The sequence below is a fragment of the Enterococcus sp. AZ078 genome, from assembly GCF_051714985.1.
Classification (GTDB): Bacteria; Bacillota; Bacilli; order Lactobacillales; family Enterococcaceae; genus Enterococcus_B; species Enterococcus_B hirae.
The window spans coordinates 308,210-323,261 of the sequence record NZ_JBIOSW010000001.1 but is presented as its reverse complement, the minus strand read 5'-3'; the positions used below and the strand labels follow the sequence as shown (position 1 = coordinate 323,261).

Below are 15,052 nucleotides of genomic sequence, written 5' to 3'. Positions count from 1 at the left end.
AGCTTTAGGTGTTTCCCCTGTTTTCAATTGATTTTTCTTTCCAATGTCCATTTTGTTACCGAAGCTGACAAAATCGTATGGATCATCTCCCCTGCAACATTTATTTTACTTGTTCTAATTAAGCATAAACGCTCAATATTCCCAATTAATATTCTTGAATTTTGAGCGTTTACCATAACGTTTATATATATTTCTTTCATTGATCGAGGAAATCAATCAAGCTTCTTCTACTACTTATCATCTGAAGAAATATTTCACCTACATGTTACGCTTTATGTAAAAGTTAATGGGTAAAAGAAAAAGAGAGTGGGACAATAGTCAGAAAAAAATCTGATTATTGCTCTACTCTCTTTTTTATTACATTTTTAAAGCTACTTTCAAATGTTGTTTGCTATAATTAAAAAAAGGTCTTTAAGGAGAACTAAATAATGCTTTTAATTAAATTTATGTTTACTTTAATATATTATGGTAGTTTTATTTATACAGTCTACAAAGTCAGGCAGATCCAACAGGAGTATTCAGATATCATGGCTCTATATAAACAAGAAAGAGAGCGTACTTTTCCAAACCTAACTGAACAAGAACAAAAGAAACGAAAAAAAGCAATCTCACAATATTATGAAAAAAAGGATCCTTCTTTTGCTCTAAAAAGAAAATTTTCATTTATCATTTATGTTATTGTCTTTTTTATTTTGGAACGTGTTATTCGCTGCTTTTTCCCTATTGAAGACGTTCCTAAAAATTTGAATTATATAATTCCCCATTTGGGAATAGCCCTTACCATCAGTGCTGTTACAGGTTTTTACTTAATTAAATCCAAAAAAAAAGAACGCGAAATATTTAAACAGTATTTAATAGACCATCCCAAAAACGAATTACAATTTGTTTGGGTTTCAGAAAAACTTCAGGCAAGTTTTATGCAAAATACAAATAAAAGATTTATAGTCCATCTTACACTAGGTATATTAATGATATTGTATCCTCTTTTTTCTTAGATGAGAGCATACATTAAATGGTTATTGCTTCCATCATATTCTTTGATTTGCAATACTCAATTTTAACATTACTTAATCGATTTTTTCATGATTCTTTCTTCTTATCTCACATTTGTTTTTAGACAAAATAAAAACGACCTTAATCCAATAACTCATGGATTAAGGGTCGAATGTTTTCCCACTAGCTGATAGTCCATTAAAAATTCAAATTTCTTTCAAAATATCTCGTGTAAAATTTTATCTGCAACCGATTCATCGTTTTTTTCAAAACAGTTGCTCATAAGGACATTAGTAATTTGTTAAACTCATGAAAATTTTTTATTACTTTAGAGACAAAGATCATGCTCAGTTACTATCGGCTCATCGTTTACCAATTTTTTGCTCTTGATCTTTTATTTACTGGATCAACAGGGCGATCGCTTGATAAGGCCTTAGGGTCAATTCCTCTTGAATAAGAGTATTGGCATAATTGCTGATAAGCGGTTGGGCACTAGCAAATTCTTCTGGGATCGCTATGGTCGTTTCATTTTCGTAAAAATTAGTTAAAACCAATAATTTTTGTCCGTCTAATTGTCTTAAATAACCGTATACTTGAGGATGATCGGGTTCATAAGCTTGATAGTCCCCTGATGCAATTACAGGATATTGTTTTCGCAATTGAATCAATTTTTTGTAGTATGCGAAAATCGATTGTTCAGATGTACGTTCTTGTTCTACATTGATGACCTCATGATTTGCTGCTAAACCTAACCAAGGTGTTCCTGTGGTAAAGCCAGCTGTTTCATCGCTTGTCCATTGCATCGGTGTCCGAGCGTTATCTCTGGATTTCGCCTTGATTCGCCGAAAAGCTTCTTCTTCCGAGAAGGATTGGTTCAGCATTTCTTGGTAAGCATTTAAACTTTCTACATCGACGTAATCATCGATATGCTGAAAGTCTGGATCGATCATCCCAATTTCTTCCCCCATATAAATATAAGGCGTCCCACGATTCAAATGGATCATCGTCGCTAACATTTTAGCCCCTTCTGTGCGGTATTTATCAATTGCTACAAAGCGGTTGAGGGCTCTTGGCTGGTCGTGGTTATTTAAGAACAACGCATTCCAGCCATTTCCTTTACTCATCGCTTCGCCCCATGTATGAAACAGACTTTTTAAAGCTTCAAAATCAAAAGGTGGCGTACTCCATTTGTTTCCATTTTCGTAATCAACCTTCAAATGATGAAAATTGAACACCATCGAAAGCTCATTCCGACTTGGTTCCGTATACAAAATACAATTTTCAATCGTCGTTGAACTCATTTCTCCAACTGTGATGATTTCTGGATCTTGACCAAAAGTTTCCCGATTTAATCGTTGAAGATACGTATGAGTAATCGGCTTGTCAGTATATTCTGCTTTTCCTTGGTTCTCTGCATTATTTTTGAGTTCTTCATCTTTCCCGATCACGTTGATTACATCAAAGCGAAAGCCTTTGACCCCTTTAGACATCCAAAAACGAACAACTTTGAACAACTCTGTTTGCACTGCTTCATTTCGCCAATTTAAATCTGCTTGTGTTTGATCATAGAGATGTAAATAATACTTACCCGTATCTCCAAAAGGCGCCCATGCATTACCACCAAATTTAGATACCCAATCGGTTGGCTCATCTCTTAGAATAAAAAAATCTTGGTAAAAACGATCGCCAGCTAAAGCTTTTTGAAACCATTCGTGTTCTATTGAGACATGGTTTAAAACCATATCAAGCATAATCTCTATATTATAGCTCTTTGCTTGTGTGACTAGTTCTTCAAATTCTTCCATCGTTCCAAATAGTGGATCAATCGCTACATAATCAGAAATATCATAGCCATTATCTTTTTGTGGACTCGGATAAATGGGGTTCAACCAAATCATATCGACCCCTAGTTCATGCAGATAAGGTAATTTTTCTTTGATCCCTTTTAAATCGCCAATCCCGTCACCATTACTATCACGATAAGATTTAGGATAAATTTGATAAACTACTTTCTCATTAAACGACATCCTCATTCGCCTCCAATCAGCTATTATTCCAACTTATATATACAAGTTTACAAATCCTATTATAAAGGAAAAGGAAGCGTTTATCAAGGACAGATCTAAGTCCTCTAATAGGAAGACCTCACCCATTATAAACTGTCGCACATCCAACAAATTGGCATAACAAAACCTGCGTATTATTTTCCCTATACCAAATTTTCTTTTCATCAACCAGTTACTTAATAAAAAAACTTCTTGCAAAAGTCTACTCAACTTTTAGCAAGAAGCTTTTTTTATTCGTTTGATTTCAAAGCATCAATCATATTGATATTTTTCAGCTTGAAGTGGGTCGCTATCATAACGATAACTGTAAATTCAATAGTCAAAACAGCAGAAAGAGCATATGCTTTCCAAGTGATCACTAAGGGGAAGATCACCGTCTCCATTGAAGCCTGTTGTAAAATAAAGTCAGTTAGGACGTAGCCGATGCCAAATCCACCTACAATACCAACTAAAGTAAAAATAATATTCTCCCTCACAATATACATCGTTACTTCTTTATCAAAAAAGCCTAGTACTTTGATCGTTGATAATTCCCGCACTCGTTCAGAAATATTGATATTGGTTAAATTATACAACACGATAAACGCTAACAGCCCTGATAAAACGACAAAAATCACAACGATTGAATCGAGGTTCGCAAGTGATTCTTCTTGGGTTTCCATTTGTTTCGAAACAAATGATGTATTTGTTACTGCATTGGTTCCCAATAGCTTTTCTGACAAAGCATTCTCTTGTTTTTTAGACATTGGGTCAGCTTGAACTAAATAAGCATTTGTAGAAGCTTCGTTTCCTGATACTTTTTGATAATAGGCAGGGCTCATATAAACAAAGTTTCCTAAATAGTTTTGAGCAATGGCTTTCACCGTAACCGATAACTCTTTTTGGTCATCCGTGTACAATGAAAGGCGGTCTCCTTCAGATACATCAAACAGTTCGGCAGCTTTTTGTGTGAGGACGATTCCTGAATCATTCAACTCCATGTTACGTCCTTTTAATGAGATCAAGTGAATAAACGGCGATAGACCTTTTGACGTTTCCGGTATGATCATCGTAACGCTTTGAGTCGCTTGTCCTTGTTGCCGAAGCTCGATCGTTTGCATGTTTACTGCTAGCAAATCAGTAATTTTCGGATCGGATTCTAACTGTTCCTTTGCTTTTGTTTCACTGTTTTCTGTTTCTCCATCTAAAGTGACAATTGCTTGGTAATTCGTAATTGGGCCAAATTGTTTATCAGAAACAGAGCTTAAAGAGTCTTTCAACCCTACGCCTGCTACCATTAAACCAGCACAACCAGCAATCCCAACGATTGCCATAAACATTCTGGATTTATAACGGAACAGATTTCGATAACTGATTTTCTGATTAAAGCTTAATCTTGACCACAGTGGTGTGATATATTCCAATAATATTCTTTTGCCTGGTTTTGGCGCTTTGGGTTGTAATAAAGCTGCCGGTCTTTCTCTTAAATCTTTGAATAATACGATCATTGCTGCACCAAATGCAGCGATAAAAAACGCCACTGCCGCTTGTAAAATCGGAGACCAATCATAAAAAATGACTGCTGATCCGATATCATAGCGTTCATTCGATAGTTCAAAAATAATTCTTGGTAATAGATTGGTTCCTAAGACGGTTCCTAAAATAATTCCTAGACCGGAAGCTAAACTTGCATAAATAGCATATTTTTTTGCAATTTCAAATTTAGTATAGCCTAATGCTTTCAACGTACCGATTTCTCGTCGGTTTTCTTCGACCATCCGTGTCATCGTCGTAAAAGTGATCAATGCTGCAATAAAGAAGAAGAAAACAGGAAAAACATTAGCAATGGCTGCGATCCGTTCAGCTAAATCACCAAATTCTTGAAAGCCCACATTATCGGAACGCTCTTGGAAACGATAGGTTGGTTTTTCCAAACGATTAATCTTTTCTTCATTTTCGGTAATTTGGGCCTGTGCATCATTCAGTTTTTCTTGTTGTTCAGCGACTTGCTTTTCTTGCTCAGCTAGCTGTGCTTCTTGCGTAGCTAGTTCATTAGTTGCTACTGTTCGTTGTACTTCAGGCAATTGTTCGATCATTGAACGTTGTTGCTCTAGTTGGGATCTGGCAGCTGCCAATTGACTTTGTGCCAGACTAATTTGTTCTTGACCAGCACTCACCTTTTCTTTTTCTGGTTGTAAAGACTCCTTAGCTTGTTCCCTTAGTTCAGTTAAACGTGCAGCTGGTCGATCTTGAAAAAGTTTCTCCACGCTTTTTTGGTTTTGTGCCATTTTGTCCCGATATTCTTTACTATAAGTATCAAAGGATGAAACATTTTTAAACGTTAAGTAAATAACCGATTGAATGTCTGTGTTAAATTCTGTTTCAGGTAAATAAACAAAATAATCGATTGTGCCGTTCCCGACATTTGCAAAACCACGTTCTAAATTATTGATGAAAAGTGGCGATCGTACAAATCCAACAATTTGATAGTCTTTCTTTTTCACGTTGTCAGAATCGATCGTATACGTTTCGCCTATTTTATAGCCTAGACTTTTTGCTTTTTCATCTAGTACGAGTTCGTCTTTATTCTTTGGTAAATGCCCATCTACTACTTCTAAAAGGTTTTGTTTATTTGATTTTTTATAAGAAAAAACTTGCACAACTTCGTTTTTACTTGAGCTGGAATAATAAAATTGTTTTCCCGTTTCCAGTTGTGCATCAGGGATTTTTTCGGCTCTAGTTACGTCTTGTTCCGTTAAACCACCAGTTGAAATGATTTGTAAATCCGATAGATTGCCTTTTTCAACATAGTGATCCATCGTTTTTTGCATAACCGGCCCCGCCGTTTTAACGCCTACGAATAACAAGGTCCCTAGCAAAATGATCAATACAATGGCAATAAATCTGCCTTTCGATTGTTTGATTTCTCTAGCACTTGCTTTAAGATATGTTTTTGTTTTCATAGCCCCTCCTTACCACACAATCTCATCAATGGTTGAAGGATGATCATTTGTTTCAATCGAACGGACTTTCGCATCGTTGATATGGATGACACGATCAGCAATCGGTGCTAAGGCAGAATTATGAGTAATGATCAACACCGTATTTCCATGTTCTCTACTCGCATTTTGTAATAACTTCAACACCTGTTTCCCTGTTTCAAAATCCAACGCACCTGTTGGTTCATCACATAGAAGTAATTTCGGATTTTTTGCTAATGCTCGAGCAATGGAAACACGCTGCTGTTCTCCTCCTGAAAGCTGTGAAGGAAAATTGTCCAGCCGATGTGCCAGACCTACTTGTGTCAATACCTCCACTGGATCTAACGCATCTGGTGAAACTTCTGTTGCCAACTCGACATTTTCTTTTGCTGTTAAATTCGGTACCAAATTATAAAATTGAAATACAAATCCGACATCTGTTCGACGATAGGCGGTCAATTGTTTATCGTTGAACTGAGCGATGTCTGTCTGATCAATGATGATTTGCCCTTCATCTGGCTTATCCATCCCGCCTAATATATTAAGAACTGTTGACTTCCCTGCACCACTTGGACCAAGTATAATGACTAGTTCTCCTTTTTTGATCGCAAATGAAATATTATCATTTGCGGTAATCGTTGTTTCTCCCATTTTGTACCGTTTACATTCGTTGATTACTTCTACATAGCTCATCCTTCTTCTCTCATCTCCATCTCTTTACGAATAAAGTCGCTACTTTTTATTTTACCATTGAAATGAATCAGACTAAAGATTTGATAGACGATTCATTGACAAATACAGAAATTATGTTTTACTTACATGGAAAACGATCTATTTATTGAAAGAAGGAAAACCCATGACTACTACAAAATCACCTATTCCACTCGAATTAGCAAAAACAGCTTTTTTACCGATCGATCTCCAAAAAGGAATTGTGAATTCTGGGCAATTATTCCCTTATGATGCAACCACCATCCTCTCAAACAATCAACTGATTGCTGAGCAGTTAAAGCATACACCTGCTTGGAATATACTAGTCAATGTCGATATTACCAGCTTTCAGTATTTGAGTGCTAAAAATGACCGAGCACAAGCAGGTGCTTTTTATAACCCCCCTAAAGAATTTACTGATTTATTACTTGAACCTACCACCAAAGGAACACAAAACACACTCACGATCACTAAACATAATCCAAGTGCTTTTTTTGGAACGTCTTTAGATGCCCAACTTCGTCGAAGAAAGATCGATACGCTCATTCTTTCAGGTGTAGCAACTTCAAACGGTGTCTATGCCACCGCTTTAGATGCTTTTCAACATGGTTACCATGTTATTGTTATTGAAGATGGTTGTAGTGATCGAGATCTAGAACTTCATACGCTCTTTTTTGAAAAAATGTTTCCAAAAACAGCACGAGTGCGTACAACCAAAGAAATCCTTCAAGCAATCGAAGAAGCCAGATAAAGGAACCAAACACACCTTGTTTTTCATTTACATTGCTGGTTTTCCATGGGAAAATAAAGGTAACCGTTAGATAGGAGTATCAGAATGAAAAAAAAGAAAATAACGATTAAAGACGTGGCAAAACATTCTGGTGTTTCCATTGCCACTGTTTCATTGATTTTAAATGGTAATGAAGAAAAATTCAGCGCTAAAACAGTTGAAAAAGTGCTTGCTTCAAAAGACATTCTCGGCTATCAACCTGACTATGTCGCTCGCCAAATGATTACGAAAGAAACAAAAACGATTGGTGTCCTCGTGCCGGATATCACCAACCCTTTTTTTAATACGCTAATGCGTGGAATTGAAGATGTGTTATACAAACAAAACTTCGTGACGATTTTATGTAACGCTGATTCTGACCATCAAAAAGAAATTGAGTATTTAGCCGAATTAGCACGACGAGGCGTCGATGGGTTTATCATAGCTACTTCCGCTGTTTCGACTACAGCAATCAATGAAAATCTCAAGAAACAAAATCGACCTTTTATTGTGTTGGATCAAAAAAAGGCTGAAGGATTTAGTGATGCGATCAGCACAGATGATTTTCGTGGAGGATACTTGGCTGGTACACACTTACTTCATTTAGGTCACCAATCCATTGCGCTCGTTTATCCACAAAATCCCCCTGAAAACGTCTATCGTAGGATCGAGGGTTTTAAACATGCACTAGATTTTTATCAGCTCTCGCACGACAATTTATTGTTACTACCTACTCATTTTTCTAAAAATGGTGGGTACCAGGTCGTTCCAACGATTCTTAATTCCTCTGCGACCGCAATCTTTGCCTTAAACGACGAGCTCGCTTTTGGTATTTATCGTGGGTTGGAAGAACATGGAAAGAAAATCCCCGAAGATTATAGTGTGATTGGATACGATAATGTGGATATGTGTGAATATGTCAAACCAAAATTAACGACGATCGCTCAACCAATTTTTGAATTAGGTCAATCTGCTGCTCAATTATTATTAGCCCGTATCCAGTCGCCTGAAAAAGAATGGAGCGAAAAATTATTACCAGTAGAATTGAAAAAAAGAGCTTCAACTAAGCGTGTAAGTAGCATTTGTGAATAAATTATGAAGAAAAAAATAAAACATGATGAAGTATTTTTGTGTTTTATTTTTTTTTTGTTTTTTACGGTCGTTATTTTTACAAATATTTTGTAGAAATCTATCTCCTTTGGTACAATTTAAGTAGTATGACCATTTCCCCCAAATTTGTTCTCCCCCAACAAATTAATGGCATGCAGAATAATTAAAATGTTAAAGCGAAGCGACTTATTAGAAAAAAGAATCGTAGCTTATTAATCAAAAAAATCAGATCTTTGTTATGTATTAACAACAGTTGCATGAGCATAGAGACTCGTCACAAGCAAAAAGAAAAGGAGTACCGCATATGAACAAAAATAAAGCAATACGCCTACTTGCTGCATCTTGGCTGATTGCTCCAACGATTTTATCGACTCAAGCTGTTTTTGCAACAGAAAACCAACCAACAACTACAAGTAGCTCACTTGTTTCGGGAAATGATTCTGTAACTTCAACAGCATCAAGTACAGACACAACTGAATCGTCCACCACAGATTCATCAGCCACAACTGGCTCAACGGGTGAATCATCAACCACTGATTCATCAACGACTGAAACAGGTGAATCAACTGAGAAACCTGCGGAAGAAGTTGCGACACATACACTGACGGTTAATCCCGAATTACTGGGGAAAATTAAGCTGTCTGTTATCAGTAACGCCCCTCGAGAAGAAAAAGAGTTGACCATCCAACCTAATGGCACGGTCAGTGGATTGAAAGAAGGAACGAAAGTGTTCTATGAAATCACCCCTCCTAAAGGTGAAAAATTACTTTCTTTCCAAGTAAATGGTGCCCAAGAAGTGAATTATCAAAAAAGATTCTTTGTCGTTGGTGTAATGGATCTATCATTGACTGCTTCATTCAACACACCAACGGTTCCATCTGAAGACTCTTCTACTCAGGATACGACTAATTCAGCTGGAAATACGCAAGATTCTTCTCAAACGACAAAACCTAATGATACAACGAAACCTAGCACAGACAAAAATAAACCAACTGATAGTTCAAAAGAACAATCGAAACCGTCAACGTCAACCAGTAACGATTCAGTTGTTTCAGCGAATACCAATAATTCTTCCAATCACCAAACAAATGACAAAAATAAAGGTCAACAGGCAGGAATTGAAAATCCTGTAGACGGGTCCTCCGATTTTGTCAGCAAAACACCGATTGAAACAACTTTACCAACAAACACGACAGCAGTTCAAAAAGAAATCGTGAAAGAAGCCTATAAATATTTAGGCAGACCCTACGTTTGGGGAGCAAAAGGACCAAGTACATTTGACTGTTCGGGTTTAGCTTATTATGTTTACATGAAGGCCACTGGTCATTATATCGGTGGATGGACAGGTGAACAACAATACGCTGGAACACAGATTCCAGTAGATCAAGCACAACCAGGTGACTTAGTATTCTGGGGACCTTCCTCAGGTGTCACTCATCACGTTGGGATTTATATTGGTAATGGACAATTTATTCATGCCCCTCAACCAGGTGACAAAGTTCGGATTACTTCAATTGCTGATTTCAGACCAGATTTTGCAGTACGTGTCAATATCGCAGGTCTACCAAGCGTGACTGACCAACTGAAAAACCAGTCGATTTTAGATGGTTTAAATGATTCATTCAACTTTACAAAAAATCAAACAACGGATCAGTTTTTGAAAAAAATTGCTACAAGCGCGCAAGAAATTGGTCAAAAAGAAGGCATCTACGCTTCTGTTATGATGGCTCAAGCGATTTTAGAAAGTGGTTCTGGCAATAGTTTGTTGGCAAGTGAACCAAACTATAATCTGTTTGGCATAAAAGGAACTTATGAAGGAAAAAGTGTTTTGTTCAATACTTTGGAACAAGACAGCAACGGTGCAAATTACCAAATCCATGCAACCTTCCGTAAATACCCTTCTTATAAAGAAAGCTTAGAAGACTATGCGAAATTGATCAAAGGCGGGTTGTCCAATAACAAAGATTTCTACAAACCAACTTGGAAATCTGAAGCCAAAAGTTATAAAGAGGCAACGAAGTATCTGGAAGGCCGCTATGCTACAGATAAACAATACGCCAAAAAATTGAATGCGATCATTGAATCGTATGATTTAACTAAATACGATGAACCGAAAAAAGAAGATAATAAAGAAACCAAAGTTAAAAATGTTTCAAAACCTTTGGTAGTACCTGTGTCTTGGGATAAGAATGAGATGTCGCTAGTTGATGTAGACACTTGGTCTTTAAAAACAATTACGAAAAAACCAGAATATCTTTCTACAATGAAAACACCAAATTACTGGGAATTGTACTTGCAACTATCTGCCAGAGAAATTCCAAAAACGACTGTCATTAAAGTCAAAGCCGACACCATTCCTTTATTGAAAAACTTAGCGATCATCCATCCATCATGGAGTAGATTAACTTAAAAAAAGCTATGACAGAAGTGTCTAGCTCTGAAAACAAGCCGGAGATGAGGTTGAGACAAGTTTTGTCTCAGTCTCTTCTCCGGCTTATTCATGTTTAGAGTGAACGTGTGATGTCTCAGATGTTTTTTGTTTTAGCGTACACAAAAAGCACACAACCTTGTAAGATTCAAGTAACGAACAAAAATCAAAGGAGTGTGCCTTTTGTTAAACTATTGGATCGTCCATCAAACCACTTCAGTAACCCATATGGAACAATTTATTCCAGAAGCTGATATTACCTAGTCAATACCTCAGATGAACCAATGCTTCTTTTTCGTCTCTTTAACAAGTGCTATCGATGAAACCAACCAATTTCACCTATTTAGAGTATTTTTATTTCTCTCTTTTCAAAACAATACTTGTATATAACCAAACAGTCAATACATAGTAAATAAAGTACATGACAAAGAAAATTCCGAACGGTATCAACACATCACGATATGGATCATTCATTAAAAATTCAAATAGTCTTAAACCAAATAAGACATGGATCGCTCCTAAAATACCAGGTGCTAAGAATAAAACACCAATTTCTCGTCGAATCGATTGTCTTAATAAGCCACGAGTCGCACCGATTTTTTCTAACATCGTATATCGACCAATATCGCTCTTACTACCTGAGAGAATCTTAAACATCAAGCAACTTGCTAACATCGCTAAGAACGCAATTCCTAGGAAGAAGCCCATAAATTCCATCCCTGAGAAAATACCATTCACTTGTTGATACATTTCATATTTTTGTCCACTCATGGCTTGGTAATCTTTCAACTCTGGATTGACTTGATTATTTTCTTTTACTAATGTTTCGATACCTGGTAAACTTGCTTCAAAATCTTTGACTGTAATTAATTGTAACGTTGTTTCTGGCAACGCTAATTGATCGAATTCACTCGCACGAACTAATTTTATTCCCTTCGCTTGTTGCGTAGGTAATTCGTTTTGTCTTAATGTCTCTTGCAACTCACTTGATTTTGCGATTTCTTCAGCAGTTGCTGTCTTTACTTTGTTATCCGCAAAATTGTTCCCACTATATGCAATATATCTAAGCGGCTCTTTTTCCCATTCATCATAATTGTAATAAACGTATTGTTCATCTTCTTTTTGAGCATAGATGTTATTTGACGTTGGATTTAGTTCTCTGACTTTTCCTTGGTCAATCTTTTGTGCATTGTTTAGAACTAAATCATAAGCGTTTGATGAATTGGTCAATGCGGAGATTTGATTTCTGAATCCTAAACCAACTGTTAACGCTCCTAAAGCTAAAGCAAATAAGATCGCTACCATTGAAAGCATTTGCGTATAGTCCCGAATCCTAAAGCTTAATTGTGATAAGGTAAAGTTGTTCAACTTTTTCAATGAAATACCTTCTGATTTTTTCAGTAAAGACAAGAAGAAAATAATCACTGAATGGAAAATGAAATAGGTTCCCAGACAAATCGTTACGAGGGAAATCCCTAAACCAGACAATCCGATACGTACAATTTCTGATAGAACGTAATAACCAACGCCTAATAAAACAACCCCTAATACAACTTCAAGTAAAAATAAAAATTTATTTTGTTTCATTCGTGTTGGTGTAGCTTCCGCACGAATCAATGTAAGAATTGGCTTTTTCACAATTGAAAAAGCATTGGTGATTGCTGCTAATAAAAATAAAACAGCAAAAAAGAAAAGAGTGATCAGAATACCCTTTACACTAAATGGTGTAAAATGTGTAATTGAAATGTTTAATTGTTCAACGAGTACTCGTTCCACAATACTTGTTAGCCCTACACCAATCGCAGAGCCGACGACGGTCGCTGTAGCACCCACAACAAATGTTTCGGTAAAAATCATTTGTGCAATTTTTCTGCCCTTAGCCCCTAACATCATAAACATTGCATAATCTTTCTGACGCATCGCCATTAAAAATGAATTAGCATAAAGGATGTACACAAAAGTAATGATTGCTAATAATACCGAGCCAAAATGAAAAATTAAAACAGTTGCGCCAACGGTAGAATTACTTTCTAAAAACGCTTCATTGCTTGCAATTGACTCGAACATATAAAAAATAGCTGAAGTCATAACCAAACCTGAAAATAATACAATATAATCTCTTAAACGCCCTTTAATCCCAGTAAGCGATAATTTCCAAAGCATGTTTTTTCCTCCCCTTACTGTTCTAGATTTCCTAAGATCGTTAGAATATGACGATAAAACTCATCACGGCTTTGCTCGCCACGTTTGACTTCTTCGTGGATACCGCCATCTTTGATAAATAAGATTCGTTCACAGTAGCTGGCAGAAAACGGATCATGTGTTACTAATAGAATTGAAACATCATCTTTTTGATTCAATTCTTTCATCGTATCTAGCAAATCACGCGCACTCTTAGAATCTAAAGCTCCAGTCGGTTCATCACCTAATAAGATCGTTGGTTGTGTAACCAAGGCACGAGCTGCTGCTACCCGTTGTTTTTGACCACCTGAAATTTCAGAAGGATAACTTCCCATGATATGAGAAATCGATAAACGTTCTGCTACTGCTTTGACCCGTCGCTTGATTTCTTTAGGTTTAACACCTTGTAAGGAAAGTGGTACTGCAATGTTTTCTTGTGCAGTTAAGTTTTCTAGTAAATTAAAATCTTGGAAAATAAAGCCAATCTCTTTCGCACGAAAGTCTGCTAATTGGTTTCCCTTTAACTTCGTTACATCGTTTTGATTGATTCGGATATTTCCGTCTGTGGGTTTATCTAATGTAGATAAAATATTTAACAACGTTGATTTACCAGATCCAGAAGCCCCCATGATTCCGATAAATTCTCCTTTTTCTACTGTAAAGCTAATCCCACTTAAGGCTTGTGTCTTCTTCTCATTATTCTTACCGTAGATTTTTGTTACATTTTGAACCTCAACAATTTTTTCCATTTTCATCTATCCTTTACTTAGTTTTTCTTGTGCTAACTTAGGTATATCGTTTTGTTTGACTTCTTCATAAGAAGTGACACCTTTGCTTTTATTCCATGTAATCTCTAAATAGGCTCCTTTTCTTAAAGGACGCGGTTTTTGTCCATTAAATGTTAGTATTTTTTCACTTCCCTTTTCATCATATCCGGGAAGAGTATATTTATATTGGATGGTTATTTCATCACGATTATCTTTTATTTCCTCTTTTTCTCCATCTGTCGTAATTTTGACATAGTAGCTATCGCCACCCATGATCATTCGATCCGCAATTTTTAGGCCCCCAAAGATAAAAACTACCGAACCTAATACCAACGCTGCAATGGAAATGCCAATCCCGACCAGTAGTTTCTTCATTTCCTCTCCTTCTTTCACATATGATAGGGCAATTATAAAAAAAAAGACCGTATTTTACCTTTGATTTAACTGTCAAATATCTTTCAATATTGTCATTTATCTATCACAAAGCAAAAGAGTGATTCGCAAGCTTGAATCGAATCGTTTTTTATTTAGATAATAGTTTGATGAATTTTATAAAAAGAAGTTGAGATAAAAGTGTTTAGCATCAAGAAATAAGAAGGAATTTCCGAAAACTGCTTCTCAAATTTTTTGAAGATGCCGCTTTGATCTTACCGTGAACAAGAGGTCAGCTCTTTGAACGCCGTGAATCAGAGGTCGTGAAAACATCGGGTAGCTCTGATGACAATAAGAAGGAATTTTTTGAAACAGCTTCTCATGTTTTGAAAAATTCAGGCTTATTTCAAGGAGCTGATGTTTGAACACCGTTTAAAGCAAGAGGCTGTGAAAGAAGTGTTCAACTCCGAGCGAATAAGAGAGGATTTTTTAAAATAGCTCCTCATATTTTAGAAAATCATCGCTTATTGTTGAGGAGTTGCTTCTTGAACGCCGTTTAGCAAGAGGTCGTGAAAAGAGTGACTTGACCTGAGCGTTAAGGATGAAAATCTTGAAACAGCTCCCCATGTTTTGAGATTTTTGACTTATCGCCGAAGGTCAGCTCTTTGAACACCGTTTATTCGTTTTTAGAGATA

The 15,052-nt window shown here is 36.4% G+C and carries 11 protein-coding genes; 4 read left to right on the top strand and 7 right to left on the bottom strand.

What is annotated here, in order from left to right:
• Nucleotides 1–23: 23 nt before the first annotated feature.
• A complete protein-coding gene (locus tag IGJ18_RS01490) occupies nucleotides 24–200 on the bottom strand; it encodes a hypothetical protein (RefSeq protein ID WP_438842768.1) in 177 nt (58 codons plus the stop codon).
• 228 nt (nucleotides 201–428) lie between these two features.
• Between IGJ18_RS01490 and IGJ18_RS01485 the strand changes: the two genes are divergently transcribed.
• Nucleotides 429–995 carry a hypothetical protein gene (locus IGJ18_RS01485; RefSeq protein WP_438842767.1) on the top strand — a complete coding sequence of 189 codons (567 nt, stop codon included), beginning with the start codon at nucleotides 429–431 and terminating at the stop codon, nucleotides 993–995.
• Between the two features lie 396 nt (nucleotides 996–1,391).
• Here IGJ18_RS01485 and treC read toward each other — a convergent pair whose 3' ends face one another.
• The 3 genes from treC to IGJ18_RS01470 form a co-directional block, all read right to left on the bottom strand.
• Nucleotides 1,392–3,020: an alpha,alpha-phosphotrehalase gene (treC, locus tag IGJ18_RS01480; protein ID WP_438842766.1), complete on the bottom strand. Its 1,629-nt coding sequence runs from the start codon at nucleotides 3,018–3,020 to the stop codon at nucleotides 1,392–1,394.
• A gap of 269 nt (nucleotides 3,021–3,289) precedes the next feature.
• Entirely contained in the window at nucleotides 3,290–6,001 is a 2,712-nt protein-coding gene (locus tag IGJ18_RS01475) for an FtsX-like permease family protein (protein WP_342082085.1), read from the bottom strand.
• A gap of 9 nt (nucleotides 6,002–6,010) precedes the next feature.
• Nucleotides 6,011–6,712: an ABC transporter ATP-binding protein gene (locus IGJ18_RS01470; protein WP_010720230.1), complete on the bottom strand. Its 702-nt coding sequence runs from the start codon at nucleotides 6,710–6,712 to the stop codon at nucleotides 6,011–6,013.
• Between the two features lie 163 nt (nucleotides 6,713–6,875).
• Here IGJ18_RS01470 and IGJ18_RS01465 point away from each other — a divergent pair, with 163 nt between their 5' ends.
• The 3 genes from IGJ18_RS01465 (at nucleotide 6,876) to IGJ18_RS01455 (ending at nucleotide 11,019) form a co-directional block, all read left to right on the top strand.
• Nucleotides 6,876–7,481, top strand: a complete 606-nt coding sequence (locus IGJ18_RS01465; protein WP_161638199.1) for a cysteine hydrolase — start codon at nucleotides 6,876–6,878, stop codon at nucleotides 7,479–7,481.
• An 84-nt stretch (nucleotides 7,482–7,565) separates the two neighbouring features.
• Nucleotides 7,566–8,591 carry a ribose utilization transcriptional repressor RbsR gene (rbsR, locus tag IGJ18_RS01460; RefSeq protein WP_010720232.1) on the top strand — a complete coding sequence of 342 codons (1,026 nt, stop codon included), beginning with the start codon at nucleotides 7,566–7,568 and terminating at the stop codon, nucleotides 8,589–8,591.
• Nucleotides 8,592–8,913: 322 nt separating this feature from the next.
• Entirely contained in the window at nucleotides 8,914–11,019 is a 2,106-nt protein-coding gene (locus IGJ18_RS01455; protein WP_438842765.1) for a glucosaminidase domain-containing protein, read from the top strand.
• 372 nt (nucleotides 11,020–11,391) lie between these two features.
• Here the strand turns inward: IGJ18_RS01455 and IGJ18_RS01450 are convergent, their stop codons facing one another.
• Genes IGJ18_RS01450 through IGJ18_RS01440 form a run of 3 tightly spaced genes read right to left on the bottom strand, consistent with a single transcriptional unit; the run spans nucleotide 11,392 to nucleotide 14,360 of the window.
• On the bottom strand, nucleotides 11,392–13,200 hold the full coding sequence (locus tag IGJ18_RS01450; protein WP_438842764.1) for an FtsX-like permease family protein: 1,809 nt from the start codon (nucleotides 13,198–13,200) through the stop codon (nucleotides 11,392–11,394).
• 14 nt (nucleotides 13,201–13,214) lie between these two features.
• Nucleotides 13,215–13,967, bottom strand: a complete 753-nt coding sequence (locus IGJ18_RS01445; RefSeq protein WP_010720235.1) for an ABC transporter ATP-binding protein — start codon at nucleotides 13,965–13,967, stop codon at nucleotides 13,215–13,217.
• A 6-nt stretch (nucleotides 13,968–13,973) separates the two neighbouring features.
• Nucleotides 13,974–14,360 carry a YxeA family protein gene (locus IGJ18_RS01440; RefSeq protein ID WP_010720236.1) on the bottom strand — a complete coding sequence of 129 codons (387 nt, stop codon included), beginning with the start codon at nucleotides 14,358–14,360 and terminating at the stop codon, nucleotides 13,974–13,976.
• Nucleotides 14,361–15,052: the final 692 nt, after the last annotated feature.